The following is a 17,713-nucleotide window of genomic DNA, read 5'->3' as shown; positions in this document are numbered from 1 at the left end:
AGGCAGCCGGTCTCACCGGGTCAGGCTGCCTGCGCCGGGCACAGCCCGAGGATCGCCGCCACCTCGGCGCAGGCAGCGGCGCTACCGTCCGCGAGCACCGTGGTGATCCCGAGCGCGGCGGCCGGGGGCAGGTTCACCGGGTGGTCGTCCACGAACACGCACTCTTCGCCGCGCAGTCCGAGCCGGTCAAGGGTGCGCTGGTAGATCGCCGGATCGGGCTTGGCGATGCCTTCCGTCTCGCTGATCACGTGCACGTCGAACAAGTCCCAGACCCCGATGGCCTCATACGGGTTGTACGGGTCCAGGCCGAAGGAGTTCGACAGCAGGGCGAGCGTGTACCCGGCGGCGCGGGCATCCCGGGCCAGCCGGATCATGTCCTCGGCCGGCCGGACCCCCGCCCACGAACGGCCCATCAGGTTCTCGCCGTCATCACCGATCCCGAGAAGTGGCGCCGTGCGCCGGTTCCACTCCGCCTGCGACAACTCCCCGATCTCCAACGCCGCGTACAGCTGCCGTCCTTCATCGGTGTAGTTCAGCGTCCGCCGCCACGCCTCAGCATCCAGCCCCTGCGCCAGGCACCACTGGCGGTGCGTCTCCAGTACGCCAGTCGTCAGCACCCCGGCGAAGTCCAGGATCAAGGCGCGGATGGGCACAGACCTGCTCGTGTCAGTGGGCTGCGTCATGCTGGATGTTCCCCTTCACGGTTCGTCGCTGTACCGCGAAGGTACCCGCTCCAACGGGCGGGTGGACTGGACGGCGGCCCTTCCGGTACGAAGGCGGCGGCGGCCCTGAGGCGTGGCTGGAGGGCATCGACCGGATCGCCGAACTGAGCCCCCGGCACGTGGTCGCCGGCCACAAGAACAAGCGCGCGCTCGTGAGCTCGCGGCGGGCGACGACACCAGGGCCTCCCCGATGTTCAGTCCCCGATGTTCAGGCTCGGGGATCACCGCGAGGTTTCGTCCGGGCGGGCCGCTGGATCAGCGCGGAAGCACCCAGCCCGGCGCCCAGGTCCCGGCGGCGGCGTGGCCGGCCGCTCTGGCGGCGAGGTAGGCGCGCAGGGCGGCCAGCGCCGGGTGGGGGTTGTCACGGTGCCAGAGCAGCGAGTGCGGGTAGACGGGCGTCGGGTCGGTCACCGGGATACGGCGCAGGCCGTGGTCGGCGGGCCAGACCAGGCGGGTGTGCTCGCCCATGAAGGTGGCCAGGGCCGGGGTGTCGGCGATGGTGTCGAGGAGGGCGTCGGAGCCGAAGTTGGGGCCGGTCGCCTCGATGGTGAGGCCGAACTCGGCGACGAGGTCGGCGTAGTAGGCGGCCCACTCGGTGCCGGGGACGATGCCGGGCATCCAGATCCGGTGTCCGGCGAGCTGGGCGACGGTCACCGACCGGGCACCGGCCAGCGCGTGGGCGGGACCGGCGAGGAGCTGGAGCGGCTCGTCGAGCACCCGGACGGACTCGATGTCCTCGGGAAGGGGCCGGCCGGGCACGGCGACGGCGCGGAAGGACGCGTCGATCGCACCGGACCGGATGGCGGTGACGGCCGTCTCGACGTCGAACAGCATCACCACGTCGAGGTCGATCTCGGGGTGCGCGCGGTGGAAGCCGCGCATCAGGCCCGACGGCGCGACGCGCGAGGCGATCACGTCGACGCGCAGCGGCCGGCGGCCGGCGGCCACGGACGCGACCGCGCGCTCGGCGACGCGCAGCAGCTCGCGCGCGTGGGGCAGGAACGCCTGCCCGTCGATGGTGAGCCCGGCGCCGCGCGCGGTGCGGGTGAACAGCCGCACGCCGAGCTCGCGCTCCAGCGCGGCGATGCGCTTGGAGACGGCCTGCTGGGTGACCGCCAGCTCGGCGGCGGCCTCCTGGAACTGCCCCGCGTCGGCGGCGGCGACGAAGGTCCGGACGGTGTCGAGGTCCATGCCGACAGCCTAGGGGCACAACCGTTGGTTGTGGCCGGGCGGCCCTGCGGTTGTTTGATCCCCGGGTATGGTGCGCGCTTTGATGCAACCGAACGCGGATCGGTTGTGCGGGTGAGTGGCGGGGGGATCGGGCATGAAGAGCGGGCACCGGCGGGGACAGCTGCTCGGACCTCTGCTCGGACCTCGGCTGGGGCGGCGGTTCGGGTGGCTCTGGGGAGCGTACGGGACCAGCGCGCTCGGCACCTGGCTCGCCTTCGGCGCGTTCCCGCTGATCGCCGTCCGGGTGCTGCACGCCGGACCGGCCGAGGTCGCCGCGCTCTCCTCGGTGGGGGCCGCGGTGGGCGCGGCCGTGGCGGTGCCGCTCGGCCCGTGGGTGGAGTTCCGCCGCAAGCGGCCGGTGCTGATCACGATGGACCTGGTGCGGTTCGCGGCGCTGCTCACGATCCCCACCGCCTACGCGCTCGGCGTGCTCACCTTCCTCCAGCTCCTGCTGGTCTCGGTCGTCGTCGCGGCGGCCGACATCACCTTCCGCGCCGCCTCCGGCGCGTACCTGAAGACCCTGCTGCCGGCCGAGGACCTGCTCGTCGCAGGCGCCCGGTTCGAGTCCACGGCCTGGACGACCACGATCATCGGACCGCCGCTGGGCGGCGTGGCGATCGGGCTCCTCGGTCCGGTGGCGACGGTGGTGGCCGACGCGGTCAGCTACCTGCTCTCGGCTCTCGGCATCCGCGCGACGGGCGGGCCCGGGCAGCGGCCCGAGCCGCCGCCCGGGTGCCGGGAGGCCGCGCGCATGCGCGCCGGGGACCTGCTCGACGGCTGGCGGTACATCCTCGCCGACCGGGGCTTGCGTCCGCTGTTCCTCAACACCGCCCTGTTCAACGGCCTGGTGATGGCCACCGAGCCGCTGCTGGCCGTCCTGATGCTCGGCCGGCTCGGGTTCACGCCGTGGCAGTACGGCCTCGCCTTCGCCGCGCCCTCGATCGGCGGGCTGCTCGGCTCGCGGCTGGCCGGGCCGCTCGTCACCCGGTTCGGGCAGCACCGGGTCCTGGCCGTGACCGGGGCGCTGCGCGCGCTCTGGCCCGTCGGCCTGGCCTTCGTGCGGCCGGGCACCGGCGGGCTGCTGCTGGTGATGGGCGTCGAGCTCGGGCTCATCTCCTGCTGCGGGGTCTTCAACCCCGTCTACGCCACCTACCGCCTCCAGCGCACCGCGACCGGCCGGGTCACCCGCACACTGTCCGCCTGGGCCGTGACGACCAAGGCCTCGACCGCGCTCCTGACGGCCGCCTGGGGCGGGCTGGGCGTCCTGCTCGGCCCGCGTACGGCCATCGGCCTGGCCGGCGTACTCCTGCTGGCGACCCCGCTGCTGCTCCCCCGCCGCGCGGCAGCTCAGCTCCCCGAGCCGGAGCCGGCACCGGAGCCGAGCCGCGCCTGACGGGCCGTCACGGCCACCACCGCCGCCACCACCGCCACCGCCGCCACCGCCGCCGCCGTCACGCGATCGGGCTGCGCAGCCCCATCGCAGACTGATACCTGTCGGACTGTACGAGGATGCGCCGGAGCCAGCGGGAACGGGCGTTGCGGGCGTCCTGACTGAGAGCTGCCAGCGGTGCGAAGGTGTCGAAGCCGTGGAAGGCGCCGGGCCACACGTGCAGTTCGGCCTGGCCGCCGGCCTGCCAGATCGCGTCGGCGTAGGCCACGTCCTCGTCCCTGAAGGTCTCGGCCGACCCGACCTCGATGTAGGCGGGGGGCAGCCCGGACAGGTCCGTGGCGCGGGCGGGAGCCGCGTAGGGCGGCAGGTCCGCGGCGCCGTACCGGTCGCCCAGCAGCGCCTGCCACGCGGTCGCGTTGGAGGTCCGGTCCCAGGTGTCGAGGCCGGCCAGCTGGTGGCTGGAGAAGGTGTCGCCGCGGTCGTCGAGCATCGGGCACAGGAGGAGCTGCCCGATCGGCGTGGGTCCGCCCCGGTCGCGGGTGAGCAGGGCGAGTGCTGCGGCGAGTCCGCCGCCGGCGCTCTTTCCTCCGATGATGATGCGGTCCGCGTCGATGCCCAGGCCGGTGCCCGGGTCGGCGCCCGGGTCGGTGCCCGGTCCAACCGCGTGCTCGGCCACCCAGCGGAGTCCGGCGTAGCAGTCCTCCAGCGGTCCGGGATACTGCGCGTGCGGTGCCAGCCGGTACTCGACGGAGATGACGGCCAGCTCCAGCGGGAGGGCCCATTCGCGGAGCAGCTGCGGGAGTACGGACCACGCATTGCCCATGATCATTCCGCCGCCGTGCATGTAGTACAGCAGCGGCAGCGGCCCGGCGAGCCCGGCGGGCCGCGCGCTCACGAGCGTGACGTCCGGCCCGCCCGGCGCTCCGGGCACCCGTAGCTCTTCCACCTCGAAGCGGCCGTCGGCCCGCAGGTCCCGGAGCGTCGGCCTGGGCCGGGCGGCGGCGTCCCGCTGCTGCCGGGCCGCCAGGTTCTCCGGGGTGAACGGCTCCCTCGCCTCGTGCCCCAGAGCCGCCAGCGCCGCGCTCAGTTCGGGGTCGAAGGGGGGCGCGCCCCAGGCCGTCGGGGCCCGGCCGGGCTCCGGCGGCCTGCCGGCGGCGCTCATGACCGGCCGTCCGCCGGGTGCGGGAACACCGGCCGGAACAGCCCGTCAGCGCGTCCGTACAGGTGGGGAACGCTCGCGCGAGAGTCCATGTGGCGTAGTCAACCACCTGCCGGGCGGAGGCCGCCCGAACGTCCGGACTTCGCGTCCCGTCCCGTCCCGACGGCCTGGCCGGCGTCAGGCGTCAGGTGTCGAGCATCAGTTGCAGCAGCTCGCGCAGGGACTCGCGCTGGTGGGTGGTGAGCCGGTCCAGGGGGGCGGCGGCGAAGGGCATGCGGGCGCGGAGGTCGGCGATGACGGTGCGTCCGGCTGCGGTGGCGGCGACGAGTTTGACGCGGCGGTCGCCCGGGTCGGGGCTGCGCCCGACCAGGCCGCGGGACTCCAGGCGGTCGATGATCGCGGTGACGTTGGAGGGCTCCGCGTGCAGGCGGTCGGCGATGCGGCGCATCGGGACCGGGTCCTCGGTGGCGAGCAGGGCCTTGGCCTGGAGCGGGGTCAGCTCGTGGGTGGCGGCGGCGGCCTCGGACTCCTGGGCGTAGCGGCGGTTGACGGCGGCGAAGAGGCTGATGACCTCCCCGGTCAGCTCGTTCGGTGACTTGGGCATGGGTCCACTCTACCGATGTGCTTGACAAGGTGAAATATCGGGACGCATAGTTATGGACTATAGTAGTTATGAGTCATAAGCAAAGGACCTGGAACCATGAGCACCAAGACCGTCCTGATCACCGGCACCTCCTCCGGCATCGGCCTGGCGACCGCCGTCGCCGCCGCGCGGAGCGGCTGGCACGTCGTCGCCACCATGCGCGACACCACCAAGGCGGGCGCGCTGCTCGCGGCGGCCGAGGAGGCCGGGGTGGCCGTCGAGGTCCGCGCGCTGGACGTGACCGACCAGGCCTCGGTCGTGGCCTGCCTGGCCGGCCTGGACCGCCTGGACGCGCTGGTCAACAACGCCGGTGCGGGCCACGCCGGCACGCTGGAGCAGCAGAGCATCGAGGACGTGCGCACCGTCATGGAGGTCAACTTCTTCGGCGTCCTGCACGTCACCAAGGCGGCGCTGCCCCTGCTGCGGGAGAGCAAGGGCCGCGTGCTGACCGTGACCAGCATCGGCGGCGTGGTCGGCCAGCCGTTCAACGAGGCGTACTGCGCGGCCAAGTTCGCCGTCGAGGGCTTCATGGAGTCCCTCGCGCCGGTCGCGGCGACGGTCGGGGTGGCCGTCAGCGTGGTCGAGCCGGGTGCGGTGGCCAGCGAGTTCATCAGCAACCTGGGCGGCCGCGACGCGCTGGTGGAGCAGGCCGGCCCGTACGCGCCCGCGCTGGCCGGCTACCTGGCCCGCGTCCGCGAGGCCTTCGCCGCCGCGCAGACGCCGCAGGAGGCGGCAGCCCCGATCGTCGAGCTGCTGGAGAGCGAGCGGCCCGCCTTCCGGGTGCAGACCTCGCAGGCCGCGCGCGCGTTCACCGCCGTGAAGCTCGCGGACGGCGACGGCTCGGCCGTGCAGGCGATGACCGGCGGCTGGGTCCGCTGACCACCGCCCCATCACCGCTCGGAGGAGACAGGGCCGTCCAGCGCCTGCACACCGAAGAGGGCGACCCGATCCGGCTGGTCCTGCGCCCCTGACCCCGTCTCCCGTCCGCCCGTCCCCGGTCGCGGCATCCGCACCGTGACCGCACGATGCGAGGCAGGGGGACGAACCGCCCTGTCCGCCCCGTGCCCCCGGGCACACACCGCCGGGGGAAAGGTGGTGCCTCACATGCCCGTGGACCGACTCGTCCCGGCCCGGATTGTCCTCTGACCGCAGGTCAGGCTGCGATTGCGAGTTCGGTGCGGGCGCGGTGGAGGAACTCGGCGACGCGGGGTTCGCGGCGCCAGGGGGTGAGGGCGGTGTTGAACTCGCGGACGTAGTCCAGGGCCCGGCTGGACTGGACGCGGGCGAGGATGTCGACGGCCTGGTGGCCCAGTTGCAGCCCGTGGTCGAGGTCGCGGTCCTGGAGGTGGGCGGTCCCCACGATCGCCAGCCGCATCCCAACGGAGCGGGTGAACACCCCAGGCGGCATGGCGGCGGCCTGTGCGTTCCACGTCAGGGCGGCCTTGGGGTTCTTGAGGTCGCGGAAGATTTCGGCGGCGTCGGCGGAGAGCCGGGCGTGGTGGTAGAAGTCGATCCAAGTGGGTTCCTCGCCACCGTCGCGGGCCTGGCCGAGGAGGGTTTCGGAGGCGGACAGCGCGGCGGAGGCCGCTTTGGCATTGTTGTCGCGGGCGTGAGCGCGGGCCTCGATGAGCTTGGTGAAGGCCAGCACCCGTGGTGCCGCTTCGTGTTTGGCCCGTTGGAAGGCGCCCTGGGTCATGTCGATGGCCTCACCGGCGAAGCCGCGCAGCAGTGTCTGCATCGCCATGGTGGTCAGCACGTAGCAGCCGAGCTGGACGTCGCCGCCGGCCCGGGCGAGACGGAGGGCCTGGATGAAGTGCCGCTGGGCGGCGTCGTGCTGGCCGACGTCGAAGGCGGTCCAGCCGGCCAGCCGGGAGAGCTCGGCGGTCACCGAGAACAGCTCGCGGCCGACGCTGTCGCTGAACGAGCCGTTCAGCAACGGGACGGCCCGCTCCTGCAGGCAGGCGGTGACGGAGTTGGCCTTCCAGTTCCCGCCACCGTACTTCGAGTCCCAGCGGCGGGCGTCGCCGGCCGCGTCCCGCAGCTCGTCGAGGTCGGCGGCGCCCACGCGCACGCTGCCACGGTGGGCGGCGGTCTCGTCGGCGGGGGTAACCAGCCAGCGGGTGACGGGCGTGGCGAACGCGGAGACGGCGAAGCTGGATCCGGTGAGGAAGTCGCGGCGGTTCACGGAACTCCAGAACGAAGTGGCGACGCGCACGGCGTCGGCGGGGTCTCGCGGGAAATCCAACCCCACATCGGCGTCCGGTGTCTCGGCGTCCGCCATGCCGATCTCTGCCAGTTGCACGGGCCGCCCGAGCCGCCCGCCGATCGCCTGGGCCAGGAGCTTGGGCACGGGCCAGTCGGGGACCATGCCCCGGCGGCACCAGTTGGCGACCGAGGTGTGCGTGTAATTCGTGGTCAGCCCGGCTTCGTGGGCGAGCTGGTTCACGCGGTGGGCCAGCGATTTGTGGCTGGCGCCGCCGCACATCTCGATCATCCGGGCCAGGTCCGCGTTCGGTGGCCTGGTCCGGCGGGTGGTCGACGCCACAGCGTCCCCCTCATGAGTCCCGCACGGGTCTGCGGCGGTTTGGTACTCGACTGGGCACGAGAAGTCGTACGCCCGGCATCTGACGCCGGATCACCGAGGGTATTGCCTTCGCCGCTCGCGGTGAACCGGTTTCGCGAGTTGTGAGCCCCCCTGCGAGCCCTGACCCTGTCCGCCGCCGCGCGGTTGTCTGGTGTTCCGGGCCCCCGCCGGGACCTGGGGCACTACCTCCCGGCGGGGGCCTCCACCGATTCACTCTCGGGGGTGAAGGCAGATGTGCGGAATCGCAGGACTGGCCGGACCGGACGCCGTAAGGCACGAGAGCACCGTCGCCGCGATGGGACTGGCCCAGCACCATCGCGGGCCTGACGGCACCCGACAGCTCGCCTCGGCCGACGGCCGGGCGGTGCTGTCCATGAACACCCTTCTGATCGTCGACCGCACCGCCCAGCCCGGCCCCTACCGGGACCAGGCCACCGGGGTGCTGCTGACGTTCAACGGCGAGATCTACAACTACCGGCAGCAGGCCGTGGCCTGGGGCATCGGACTGGAGCCGGGTGAGACGGACGCCCACCTGGTGCTGCGGGCCTGGGCCAAGCTCGGCCCCGCCTGCCTGGACGGGCTGGACGGCATGTTCGCCCTGGCCGCCTACGACCCGCGCGAGGGCCGGCTGTTCCTGGCCCGGGACAGGCTCGGCGAGAAGCCCCTCTACTGGCGGCTGGACGGCGGGCGGCTCGCGTTCGCCTCCGAGGTCACCACCCTGACCGGCTACGGCACCGCACCGCTGGTCGTCCGCCCCGAGATGCTCTCCATCGAGACGCCGACCGGCGTCGACACCCCGTTCCAGGGCATCCAGCTCCTCGCCCCGGCCACCCTGCTGGCCTTCGACGTCGCCACCGGCTCGCTGGACCAGCAGAGCTGGTGGAGCCTGGAGGGCTTGGAGCCCTGGCAGGGCGACTACCGCACCGCGCTGGCCCGGTTCTCGGTCCTGCTGGCCGACCGCATTCCGCTACGGGCCCCGGGAGGGGACTTCGCCCTCCTGCTCTCGGGTGGGCTGGACTCGTCGGTGCTGGCCTATCTCATGCGTCCGCCGGTCTGCGTGACAGTGCGCTACCCGGGCCAGGGCCGGCTGGACGAGTCGAAGCTCGCCGCTGTCGTAGCCCGGGACATCGGTGCCGAGCTGCTGGTGATCGAGCCGACGATCGACGACTTCACGCGGTCGCTGCCGGAGATCATGGCCGCGCTGGACTACCCGATGGGCAACGCGTCCACGTTCTCCGAGCACATGGCCTACCGGGCGGTCGCCGAGCGCGGCCTTCGGGTGGTGGTCGGCGGGCTGGGCCCGGACGAGTTCCTGATGGGCTACGTCCGCCACGCGCTCGTCCTGTTCGGCCCCGATGCAGTGCTGACGGCAGGTCTGGAGGCTTACCGGCCGCTGGCCTCCAAGCTCCTGCACACCGCTGACCAGCCCCTGGGGGCGGCGGAGGCGATCGTCCGGCTGATCCTGCGGGGCACCGACCCCGACGGCCGGGCCCGCGAGCTGGTCGCCGACGCCCTGGAGCGGGCCGGCGGTGACCTGGCCCGGGGACTGACCTTGGCGGACCTGGCGACTGCCTGGCGGCCGCTGGTGATGACCTCGGACAAGCTCGCCTCCGCGTTCGCCCTGGAGCGACGCTCGCCGTTCCTGGCCCGGGACCTGGTCGAGTTCTCCTACCGCCTCCCGGTCGAGCACAAGATCGCCGATCCGGCGGCGGGCAAGCGGATCCTGCGGGACGCCGCCAAGGCCCTCGGGCTGCCGCCGGAGGTCTGGGGCAGCCGGGACAAGCTCGGCTTCGCCTCACCGGTCCCCAGCTGGCTCAGCGGCCCGCTGGAGCCGTGGGCGACCGCGCACATCACCACCGCCCTCGCCGAGGCCCCGCGCGGTCTGCGGCCGCTGCTGGAAGGCGGCCTGAAGCCGGGTGGGCGGTTCGACCGGACCCGGATGCAGGCTCTGATGGCGGCCGCCTGGTTCTCCGACCAACGGGTGAGGGCTGCCGCATGACCCTCCGTCAGGTCATTACGGTGGGCGGATGGACTCCCCAACTCTCCCCGACGAGCCGTCCGCCGCCGAGCCGCGCGGCGCGGTCGCGATCATCGCCAACCGGCATGGCCAGTTCCTCATGCACCTGCGCGACGACCTGGGCAGCATCGCCTGGCCCGACCACTGGAGCCTGCTCGGAGGCGGCTGCGACCCCGGCGAGCGCCCGGCCGAGGCGATCGTCCGGGAGCTCGACGAGGAAGCCGGCCTTACCCCCGACAGCACTTTGGTCGAGCTGTTCGAGGTCAAGGACTCCTTCGGCTCCGGGCAGATCATCACCTTCTTCGCCGGCTCCTGGGACGGCGACGAAACCGCACTGCCGCTCGCCGAGGGCGTCAAGCTCCAGTTCTTCGACCCCGAGCACCTGACCGTCCTGACCATCCCGCCGTTCGTCCGCGACGGCATCCACCGCTACCTCGCCGCCCGGCCCGCCTGACCCCCGGTCCTCCAGGGGGGTGGGCCGGGCAGCACCCACCCCCCTTCCGGAAGGACAAGCTTCGTGAAGCTCACCGTAATCGGCTGCGGCTACCTGGGCGCGACCCACGCCGCCGCGATGGCCGAACTCGGCCACCAGGTCCTCGGCTTGGACATCGACCCGGACAAGGTCACTGCCCTCAGCCAGGGCCGGGCCCTGTTCTACGAGCCCAACCTGGACCCGCTGCTGGCCAAGCACACCGCCACCGGTCGGCTCAGGTTCACCGCCTCCTACCCGGAGGCCGCCGCCTTCGCCGACCTGCACTTCATCGGCGTCGGCACCCCCCAGAAGCCCGGCGAGATGGCCTACGACCTCACTCACCTGTTCGCCGCCGTCCGCCAACTCGCGCCCCGCCTGCGCGGCCCGGCCGTGATCGTCGGGAAGTCCACCGTTCCGGTCGGCACCGCGCCCCAGGTCATCGACATCCTGCGCGAGTTCGCCCCGGCGGGCGACCAGGTCGAGGTCTGCTGGAACCCCGAATTCCTGCGCGAGTCCCACGCGGTCGAGGACACCCTGCACCCCGACCGCATTGTTATGGGCTTCACCAGCGAGAACACCCGCGCCGAGAAAGTACTCCGCCAGGCCTACGGCAAGATCATCGAAGCCGGAACGCCGACCATCGTCACCGACCTGGCCACCGCCGAACTCGTGAAGTCCGCCGCGAACGCCTTCCTCGCCACCAAGATCTCCTTCATCAACGCCATGGCCGAGGTCTGCGAGACCGCCGGCGCCGATGTCCAACTGCTGGCCGAGGCGCTCGGCCACGACATCCGGATCGGCCGCCGGGGGCTGCGGCCCGGCCTAGGCTTCGGCGGCGGCTGCCTGCCCAAGGACATTCGCGGCTTCATGGCCCGCGCCGGCGAACTCGGCGTCGACCAGGCCCTGACCTTCCTGCGCGAGGTCGACGCCATCAACAACCGGCGCCGCGAACGCATGGTCGACCTCGCCTTCGAGCAGTGCGACGGCGTCATCAAGGGCAAGCGGATCACCGTCTGGGGCGCCGCGTTCAAGCCCGACACCGACGACATCCGCGACTCCCCGGCCCTGGCCGTCGCCCAGGCCCTGCACCAGCGCGGCGCCACCGTCACCGTGTTCGACCCGAAGGCGATGGACAACGCCCGCAAGGCCCACCCACAGCTCGAATACGCCGACCACCCGGCCGCCGCCGCCCAGAACACCGACCTGCTGCTGCACCTGACCGAGTGGCCCGAGTTCACCAGTATCGACCCCGGCTCCCTCGCCGCCCGCGTCGCCGCTCCCCGTGTTATCGACGGCCGCAACACCCTCGACCCCGTCCGCTGGCGGGCGGCAGGCTGGACCTACCGAGCACTCGGACGCCCCTGACCAGGGAAAAGGCAAGGTCCACCACTGCGGCGAATTTTCGGACACTGGCTGCCAGTGCCCGGTGCGGCGCACGGGGAGCGGGGCCGGCCATGGTGGCCGGCCCCGCTCCGCGTGCTGTGTGCGGTCAGCGCCCAGCTCAGGGAACGCCTCAGCTGACCCCTCCCGCGCGGGCCGGGTTCATCGGGAGCGCCCGCCGGCGATCGCACCGCGCCGGTGGCGGCCCCTGCCGTCCGGCCACCGGTGCGCGTACCGGATAGTGAACGAAGTGCTGACGGACCGGAGACTCCGTCATATGACGCCCGACTGACAGGATTTACCCCATGCCCACCGTGACCGCCACCCGACTTGTGGTCGGCCCCCACACCTTCGACGCCCTGACCGCCGGTCCCGCCGACGGTGAACTCGTCCTGCTGCTGCACGGCTTCCCCGAGTTCGCGGACTGCTGGACCGAGGAGATCCACGCCCTCGCCGAGGCCGGCTACCGGGCCGTCGCCGTGGACCAGCGCGGCTACTCCCCCGGCGCCCGCCCCGAGGCCGTCGAGGAGTACGCCGTCGAGAAACTGATCTCGGACGTACTCGGCTTCGCCGACGCCCTCGGCGCGCAGCGCTTCCACCTGGTCGCGCACGACTGGGGCGGCCTGGTCGCCTGGGCACTGGCCGCCGCCCACCCCGAGCGGCTGCACACGCTCTCCGTGCTCGCCACCCCGCACCCGCTCGCCCTGTACCGCGCCCTGAACAGCGGCGGCGGCCAGCAGGAACGCTCCCAGTACATCCGGCACTTCCGCCTCCCCGGCCACGTGGCCGAGCAGGGCATGCTCGCGGACGACGCGGCCGCGCTGCACGCGATCTACCGGGGCGCACTGTCCCAGCAGCAGGTCGAGTCCAACGTCCGCAGGCTCACCCAGGGCGCGCTCACCGGCGGACTCAACTGGTACCGGGCGATCAGCGAGGATCTGCGGGTGCCCGCCGGAGACATCACTGTGCCCACCCTCTACGTCTGGGGCACCGAGGACCAGGCGCTCGGCCGCGAGGCAGCCGAGCTGACGGCCGAGTACGTCAAGGCGCCCTACCGCTTCGTCCCCCTGGAGGGTGCCCCCCACTGGCTCCCCGAGGCCAACGCCGACCAGGTCAACCCGCTGCTCCTCGCCCACCTCGCGGGCACCGGCAGCCGCCAGGCAGCCCGGTGGCCGGAGCTGACGCGGAGCTGACGGCGGGTCAGCCGACGGGTCAGCCGGCGACACTCCCGCAGACCGGCTCGCGGGGTGCCGTCGGTCCGGCGGGAGGGTGGCGCGGACCCGGTGCCGTCTTCGTCCTTCGCAGCCACAGCGCCGTGGCGCAGGCCGCGACGATGACCATGGCGATGCCCGTGCCGGCCAGGACCCGGCGGGGCCCCAGGGCGACGGTGAGCGGCCCGCCCAGCGCTGCGCCCACAGGTGACGCCGTCAGGAGGACGGCTGCGCGCAGGGCGAGGACGGTGGTCAACGCGGCCGCCGGGGTGAGGTCCTGGAACAGGTTGAAGGCCAAGGCGCTGTACGGACCGTAGATCACACCGCCCAGGGCGAAACCCGCGAGGGAGAACCCGGCCGGCGCGTGGAGTCCGAAGGGCAGCATGGCCAGCCCCTGACCGGCGACGATGCCCAGCAGGACCGGCCACAGCGGCAGTCGCCGCAGGGCGCCGACGGCCAGCGCGCCCGTGACCGCCCCGATGCCGAAGGCCGCCCGGTAAAGGCCGAGGACACCCGCGCCGGCGTGGAGGTCCTCACCGACGAAGAGCGGCAGCGCGACTTCGACGGGCCCGTAGAACAGGTTGAACAGCCAGGTCACCGCGAGCAGGCCGAGCAGTTCGGGCCGGGCACGCAGGACGCGCAGGCCCGCGCCGGGCACGGCACCGGGCGGTGACCCGGCCGGCGGCCCGGCCGGACGTCCTGGCGGCGCCTTGCGGCCCGGCCCGCCCAGGCGCCCGGCGCGTACGGCCAGTACGGCGAAGGACAGGGCGTCCAGGCCGATGATCCAGGCCGGGGTGACGGCTGCCGCCAGGACTCCGGCGAGCGCCGGGCCGACGATCGTGGACACCCAGGCGCTCGTACTGAGCAGCGAGTTGGCCGCCAGGCGCTGTTCGGCGGGGCGGACCTGGGCGGCCAGGGCGTACTTCGCGCTGCCGCCCCAGGCGTGCAGCAGGGACGAGCCGGCCAGCAGCGCGAGGTAGAGCGCGGGGTGGAGTACACCGATCGCCCGGGCGAGGGGGATACAGCCGATCGACCAGGTCATCCAGCAGACCCAGCGGCTGCGCGAAGCGGTCGCCGCCTGCCTGGCCTGCGGCTGCATGAACTTCGACGACTGCGAACTCCTGGCCGGCGCATCCGCCACGACTGCCTGACCGACCGGTCCCGGCCCGGGACCGACCTCCGGCGGCAGGTCAGGCTGCGACTGCGAGTTCAGCGGTCCGGTCGCCCAGAACCCGGAGGGCCGTGTGGTGCGTGCGGCACCTACGGCTCCAGGCGGGGGTCGTCGATGTCGACGGTGGCGATCCCGGGCGGATACAGCTCCGGACGGGCCGTCAGGATCAGGTGCTGCAGCGGACGCGCCGGGGTGGGCAGGCTCGTGGTGATGGCGTGGGCCAGATCCTGGCCGCCGTACCCGTCGCGGACCATGGTCGCCACCAGCACGGCGGTACTCGCGTCCAGGGGCTCGAACTCGAGCGCGGGCAGCGCCAGGACCGCGTGCGCCGCGCCCTCGTCCTTGATCTCGGCCCCGACCAGGCACAGCACCGGAACCAGCAGATGCTGGAACGGGCTGCGCAGGGCGGAGTCCACGATCCGGTGCAGGCGCGGGTGGTCGGCGGCCAGCGCGGCCAGGGCGCTGGAATCCAGGATGATCACGCGCTGCGCCGGGGGGCGACCTTGGCGCGCGTGTCGGCCGCGGCGATGCCGTAGACCCGCTGCAGCAGGTCCGGGCCCTGGTCCAGTTCCGCGTCGGTGAGGGTCATCCCGAAGTGCTCCCGCAGCAGCCGGCGGCCCTCGGCGATCTGCTCGGCGATCTGCTCCGCAGTGGGCTGCCGCTCCACCAGCAGAGCCACCTGGGCGCCGATCGTGGTACCGCCGGCCGCCGCGAGAGCGGCCAGCCGGTCACGCGTATCAGGGGAGACCTTGATCGTCGCATCAGCCATACCGCGATCGTACACCGCTGGTACACCAGTGGTGTACCAAGTCTGTCCGGCCTCGGAGCCGATCACTGCGGTCAGCGGCTGGACCCTTGGCCAGTCGTACCGTTCCACGAACGCGGCCGTCTCGGGAAGGGCGGCACCGGCCACGTTGTCGCGGAAGCGGTTCAGGCGGACAGCCCAACGGGGGGCAGTTCACGGCCCCGTACAGGTCGAGTGCCTGACCGGCGGTGTCGACGGCCTGTCCCGGACGCTGGGCCGCGAGGTGGCCTTCGGACAGGTGGACCAATTTGGCAAAGCGGTTCCGGCCGACTTCATCCTCGTCGTCATCAGCGCCACTGGCTGAGCCACCAGGCGGGACGAAGGCTCAACCAGCACTTCGCTGGAACCCGTGGGCTCACAGTTGGTGTCCGAGGGGGACTTGAACTCTCCACTCGGGCACCAGCCTTCTTTGCTCCTGACCTGCAGCGACACACCGCCGAGTTGACGGTTCGGCTTCCTGGTGCATCCCGCCCATCTGGCACTCGTGGGCTTCCGTCCTCAGGTCCCTTGAAGACGGCTACGGGCCGCCTCGATCTCGTTTCGGGCGGCATCGCCGAATACGGCTTGATCCCGCAGAGCAGCGAAAACGCGCATGAAGTACGTGATGTTCTCGGGTCTGGACGTCTGGAACGCCCCCGACCAGAACTCTTGCTTGAGCAAGCTCTCGTCAAACAGGTAGAAGCCTTCACCCGGGTAGAGCAACCGCTCCCGGCCTTGGGGGATGATCCCGATGGACACGTACTGGAGCTTCATCACCTCTAGTAGGTGGTCAAGTTGGCCGTTCATCACCTCTACGCCGCCCGTGTTGTTCGTCAGTGCGGACGCTTCCAAGATGAACGAGAATATGGGCGCTCCGGTACCGAGGAACCGCTTACGGACCATGCGGTTCTGCGCGGCTTCCCCAACATCGCCCAACGGTAGACCGTGCAGTTTGGCATGGATGGTGAACTGCGCCTTGGCGTACTCGACTGTCTGTAGGAAACCAGGAATGAACAGTGACTCATACACGCGGAGGAGCTTGGTCTTCGTGTAGAGGTCCATGGCCTGGAACTGGAGACGCTTCATCCCCGGTCGGTGCCACCGCCTGTAGTCGGTCCACATCTGCTCGATCTCACGACTCACCGCGATGAGTTCGGGGATCTGCCCTTCGGCGCCGCAGGCCGTTGCCCACGCTCGGATATCGTCCTCGGTCGGGATCTGTGTGCCGTGCTCGATCTTCGACACCTTGGTCTTGTGCCAACCGCAGCGCCGCGCGAGTTCGACGCCCGAGAGGTTGGTGTCCCGGCGTAGTTCCTTGAGCTGGGTTCCGAATGCGCGCTTCGCAGACGCGGATGGTTCTTGGTCCGACATGTCGTCAGGGCTTGTACTTACCGTTGGGGACACCGAGCGACCATGCCCGCTCGAACGCGTCATTGCAGAAACCGACCACGTCCGGATCGGTTGAGAGCTGGATCTCGGTCTGCTGGTTGTCTCCCCCGATGAGGTTGAAGATCACCAGGTCATCCCGGATCAGACAGTCGTTCCCCGGCAACGGCACCGCCGACACGAGAGGGCGGGGAAGCCACCGAAGACCTTCCTCGGGGTCGGCCAACTCGACTGCCATCCGCTGATACTCCGAGAGCGGCTCGGAGATGACTCGCACGCGCCGGTAAGGGAAGCCGAGAGCGGCCTTCCCGGCCAGAAACGCACGATGCCCACGCATCGTCTCCTCGACCGTCTCACGGTCGTCTGAGCGCCACGCCTCGAACAGTGGGCGGTCTACCTCGTAGAAGTCCCGTAGCTCCAGCTTCCGGACTTCTTGGGCGGGCTCACCGAACAGCAGCTCAAGTCGGCGTGATGCCGAGATCAATTCCATAGCGCTCCCTGACGTACTTCCGCACGAACACATCCATGGTCCGCCCGGACATCTCCCCGAACGTCTCGTCATCGGCCAATGCGACGAGCTGATCCCGAACCTTCGGTCCGCGCTTCTTGAGCTGCACGATCCAAGAGGCACGGTCGGTCTCGTAGAACGTCTCGCACTCGACGCCGCCCTGAGAGTTGGGGTCCGTGCAGAAGAACGTAGCGGTTAAGTCGTCGCCGTCGCTGCTGTGTTGCCGCATGTTGCTCCCCCCATGATCCGGCCGTATGCCACCTCTGACCTTCGCCCCGCGACTACCCCGAGGTCAAGCACCCGACAGCACCGAAGCCTCTCTCAGGAGACTTCCAGCAACTCTGAGCAACTTCGTTGAGTGTCGCTGGCCGACGCTCCTACGGTCTTGTCTCGACCCCCACCTCGCTGGTGAAGGAGAGTGACCAAGGATGAGCGCTACCGCCAGGCACAACTACGCCCCCAGGCAGGGCTGATGCGTTCTCAGCAGGTGATCTTTAGGAGTGCGGTGGCGTGACCGGTAGTGGTCGGCTGCGGCGGCGATGTCGGTCCAGCCGGCCTCTCCATGATCGCCAAGCTCGCCCACCAGTGGGGCGTCACCTACGCACCACCCGGCAAGGTCGTCTGGTTCGAGCTGCGGACGGGCGCGAGGCCGTGAACGGGCAGCACCGGCGGTCGCGTACGGCCGGCACCACCCACAGATTTCCGTCCGGCGACCTGGACGGACCGGGCGCCCTGCTGGGGCAGGCGCCCACTCACCGCACCAACCAGCAACGGAGGACCCCATGAGCACCACGACCCTCGAGCGCCCGCACGGCGGGCCCCAAGTGCGTCCTTTCGGCCTCACCCGTGCGGTCCCCATCGTTTCGCGCGAGGAGGACGTGATCCCGCCGCTGACGCTGTGCCCGGACCGGCAGCTCAGCCTCACCGAGGAGGGGACGCCGTTCATCCACGAGCCGTCCATGACGACGCAGTCCTCCTCCCCCACGTCGTACACGACGACGACGGACCACCAGCAGTGGCCCGACGCCGACTCCGCGCCCACCGTCGACCAGTAAC

General features: G+C 71.5%; 18 protein-coding genes. 7 read left to right on the top strand and 11 right to left on the bottom strand.

Annotated features, from left to right (window positions below):
* Positions 1–20: 20 nt before the first annotated feature.
* Both P3T29_RS26020 and P3T29_RS26015 read right to left on the bottom strand, forming a co-directional pair.
* The gene (locus tag P3T29_RS26020; protein WP_280719066.1) at positions 21–683 is read right to left on the bottom strand and encodes an HAD family phosphatase; all 663 of its coding nucleotides are present in this window, start codon (positions 681–683) and stop codon (positions 21–23) included.
* A gap of 294 nt (positions 684–977) precedes the next feature.
* A complete protein-coding gene (locus tag P3T29_RS26015) occupies positions 978–1,913 on the bottom strand; it encodes a LysR family transcriptional regulator (RefSeq protein ID WP_280719065.1) in 936 nt (311 codons plus the stop codon).
* A 133-nt stretch (positions 1,914–2,046) separates the two neighbouring features.
* On the opposite strand from P3T29_RS26015, the gene P3T29_RS26010 reads away from it, so the two are divergent.
* Complete coding sequence (locus tag P3T29_RS26010; RefSeq protein WP_280719064.1) at positions 2,047–3,345, top strand: MFS transporter; 1,299 nt, start codon at positions 2,047–2,049, stop codon at positions 3,343–3,345.
* 58 nt (positions 3,346–3,403) lie between these two features.
* On the opposite strand, the gene P3T29_RS26005 is transcribed toward P3T29_RS26010, so the two are convergent.
* A complete protein-coding gene (locus tag P3T29_RS26005) occupies positions 3,404–4,504 on the bottom strand; it encodes an alpha/beta hydrolase fold domain-containing protein (protein ID WP_280719063.1) in 1,101 nt (366 codons plus the stop codon).
* Between the two features lie 181 nt (positions 4,505–4,685).
* Positions 4,686–5,105 (bottom strand): MarR family transcriptional regulator, encoded by a 420-nt coding sequence (locus tag P3T29_RS26000; RefSeq protein ID WP_280719062.1) that lies wholly within the window; start codon positions 5,103–5,105, stop codon positions 4,686–4,688.
* Positions 5,106–5,201: 96 nt separating this feature from the next.
* Here P3T29_RS26000 and P3T29_RS25995 point away from each other — a divergent pair, with 96 nt between their 5' ends.
* The gene (locus P3T29_RS25995; protein WP_280719061.1) at positions 5,202–6,023 is read left to right on the top strand and encodes an SDR family oxidoreductase; all 822 of its coding nucleotides are present in this window, start codon (positions 5,202–5,204) and stop codon (positions 6,021–6,023) included.
* A gap of 274 nt (positions 6,024–6,297) precedes the next feature.
* Here P3T29_RS25995 and P3T29_RS25990 read toward each other — a convergent pair whose 3' ends face one another.
* Entirely contained in the window at positions 6,298–7,689 is a 1,392-nt protein-coding gene (locus P3T29_RS25990) for a sporulation protein (RefSeq protein WP_280719060.1), read from the bottom strand.
* A 271-nt stretch (positions 7,690–7,960) separates the two neighbouring features.
* Here P3T29_RS25990 and P3T29_RS25985 point away from each other — a divergent pair, with 271 nt between their 5' ends.
* The 4 genes from P3T29_RS25985 to P3T29_RS25970 all read left to right on the top strand — a co-directional run bounded on the left by P3T29_RS25985 (position 7,961) and on the right by P3T29_RS25970 (position 12,790).
* Positions 7,961–9,727, top strand: coding sequence for an asparagine synthase-related protein (locus tag P3T29_RS25985; protein ID WP_280719059.1), 1,767 nt, complete (start codon positions 7,961–7,963; stop codon positions 9,725–9,727).
* Positions 9,728–9,755: 28 nt separating this feature from the next.
* Entirely contained in the window at positions 9,756–10,199 is a 444-nt protein-coding gene (locus P3T29_RS25980) for an NUDIX domain-containing protein (protein WP_280719058.1), read from the top strand.
* A gap of 63 nt (positions 10,200–10,262) precedes the next feature.
* The gene (locus P3T29_RS25975) at positions 10,263–11,582 is read left to right on the top strand and encodes a UDP-glucose/GDP-mannose dehydrogenase family protein (protein ID WP_280719057.1); all 1,320 of its coding nucleotides are present in this window, start codon (positions 10,263–10,265) and stop codon (positions 11,580–11,582) included.
* Between the two features lie 320 nt (positions 11,583–11,902).
* Positions 11,903–12,790 carry an alpha/beta hydrolase gene (locus P3T29_RS25970; protein ID WP_280719056.1) on the top strand — a complete coding sequence of 296 codons (888 nt, stop codon included), beginning with the start codon at positions 11,903–11,905 and terminating at the stop codon, positions 12,788–12,790.
* A gap of 19 nt (positions 12,791–12,809) precedes the next feature.
* Here P3T29_RS25970 and P3T29_RS25965 read toward each other — a convergent pair whose 3' ends face one another.
* The 6 genes from P3T29_RS25965 to P3T29_RS25940 form a co-directional block, all read right to left on the bottom strand.
* Positions 12,810–13,949, bottom strand: coding sequence for an MFS transporter (locus tag P3T29_RS25965; RefSeq protein WP_280719055.1), 1,140 nt, complete (start codon positions 13,947–13,949; stop codon positions 12,810–12,812).
* A gap of 119 nt (positions 13,950–14,068) precedes the next feature.
* Positions 14,069–14,461: a hypothetical protein gene (locus tag P3T29_RS25960; protein ID WP_280719054.1), complete on the bottom strand. Its 393-nt coding sequence runs from the start codon at positions 14,459–14,461 to the stop codon at positions 14,069–14,071.
* The gene (locus P3T29_RS25955; RefSeq protein ID WP_280719053.1) at positions 14,458–14,748 is read right to left on the bottom strand and encodes a hypothetical protein; all 291 of its coding nucleotides are present in this window, start codon (positions 14,746–14,748) and stop codon (positions 14,458–14,460) included. The genes P3T29_RS25960 and P3T29_RS25955 overlap by 4 nt, the downstream gene beginning before the upstream one ends.
* Before the next feature lie 534 nt (positions 14,749–15,282).
* On the bottom strand, positions 15,283–16,134 hold the full coding sequence (locus P3T29_RS25950) for a helix-turn-helix transcriptional regulator (RefSeq protein WP_280719052.1): 852 nt from the start codon (positions 16,132–16,134) through the stop codon (positions 15,283–15,285).
* A 4-nt stretch (positions 16,135–16,138) separates the two neighbouring features.
* Positions 16,139–16,639 (bottom strand): DUF6879 family protein, encoded by a 501-nt coding sequence (locus P3T29_RS25945; RefSeq protein ID WP_280719051.1) that lies wholly within the window; start codon positions 16,637–16,639, stop codon positions 16,139–16,141.
* Positions 16,608–16,886, bottom strand: coding sequence for a hypothetical protein (locus P3T29_RS25940; protein ID WP_280719050.1), 279 nt, complete (start codon positions 16,884–16,886; stop codon positions 16,608–16,610). Before P3T29_RS25940 ends, P3T29_RS25945 begins: the two co-directional genes overlap by 32 nt.
* A gap of 553 nt (positions 16,887–17,439) precedes the next feature.
* Between P3T29_RS25940 and tgmA the strand changes: the two genes are divergently transcribed.
* Positions 17,440–17,712, top strand: a complete 273-nt coding sequence (gene tgmA, locus P3T29_RS25935; protein WP_280719049.1) for a putative ATP-grasp-modified RiPP — start codon at positions 17,440–17,442, stop codon at positions 17,710–17,712.
* The last annotated feature ends 1 nt before the right edge of the window (position 17,713 follow it).

Origin of the sequence: Kitasatospora sp. MAP5-34, from assembly GCF_029894335.1 — a bacterium.
Taxonomy (GTDB): domain Bacteria; phylum Actinomycetota; class Actinomycetes; order Streptomycetales; family Streptomycetaceae; genus Kitasatospora.
This window is presented reverse-complemented; position numbering and strand designations above follow the sequence as displayed.

What these genes read in the sequence shown, in the direction of transcription:
- P3T29_RS26020 (WP_280719066.1), bottom strand. Translation starts at nt 683, where the DNA reads ATGACGCAGCCCACTGACACGAGCAGGTCTGTGCCCATCCGCGCCTTG.
- P3T29_RS26015 (WP_280719065.1), bottom strand. Translation starts at nt 1,913, where the DNA reads ATGGACCTCGACACCGTCCGGACCTTCGTCGCCGCCGCCGACGCGGGG.
- P3T29_RS26010 (WP_280719064.1), top strand. Translation starts at nt 2,047, where the DNA reads ATGAAGAGCGGGCACCGGCGGGGACAGCTGCTCGGACCTCTGCTCGGA.
- P3T29_RS26005 (WP_280719063.1), bottom strand. Translation starts at nt 4,504, where the DNA reads ATGAGCGCCGCCGGCAGGCCGCCGGAGCCCGGCCGGGCCCCGACGGCC.
- P3T29_RS26000 (WP_280719062.1), bottom strand. Translation starts at nt 5,105, where the DNA reads ATGCCCAAGTCACCGAACGAGCTGACCGGGGAGGTCATCAGCCTCTTC.
- P3T29_RS25995 (WP_280719061.1), top strand. Translation starts at nt 5,202, where the DNA reads ATGAGCACCAAGACCGTCCTGATCACCGGCACCTCCTCCGGCATCGGC.
- P3T29_RS25985 (WP_280719059.1), top strand. Translation starts at nt 7,961, where the DNA reads ATGTGCGGAATCGCAGGACTGGCCGGACCGGACGCCGTAAGGCACGAG.
- P3T29_RS25980 (WP_280719058.1), top strand. Translation starts at nt 9,756, where the DNA reads ATGGACTCCCCAACTCTCCCCGACGAGCCGTCCGCCGCCGAGCCGCGC.
- P3T29_RS25970 (WP_280719056.1), top strand. Translation starts at nt 11,903, where the DNA reads ATGCCCACCGTGACCGCCACCCGACTTGTGGTCGGCCCCCACACCTTC.
- P3T29_RS25955 (WP_280719053.1), bottom strand. Translation starts at nt 14,748, where the DNA reads ATGGCTGATGCGACGATCAAGGTCTCCCCTGATACGCGTGACCGGCTG.
- P3T29_RS25950 (WP_280719052.1), bottom strand. Translation starts at nt 16,134, where the DNA reads ATGTCGGACCAAGAACCATCCGCGTCTGCGAAGCGCGCATTCGGAACC.
- P3T29_RS25945 (WP_280719051.1), bottom strand. Translation starts at nt 16,639, where the DNA reads ATGGAATTGATCTCGGCATCACGCCGACTTGAGCTGCTGTTCGGTGAG.
- P3T29_RS25940 (WP_280719050.1), bottom strand. Translation starts at nt 16,886, where the DNA reads ATGCGGCAACACAGCAGCGACGGCGACGACTTAACCGCTACGTTCTTC.
- tgmA (WP_280719049.1), top strand. Translation starts at nt 17,440, where the DNA reads ATGAGCACCACGACCCTCGAGCGCCCGCACGGCGGGCCCCAAGTGCGT.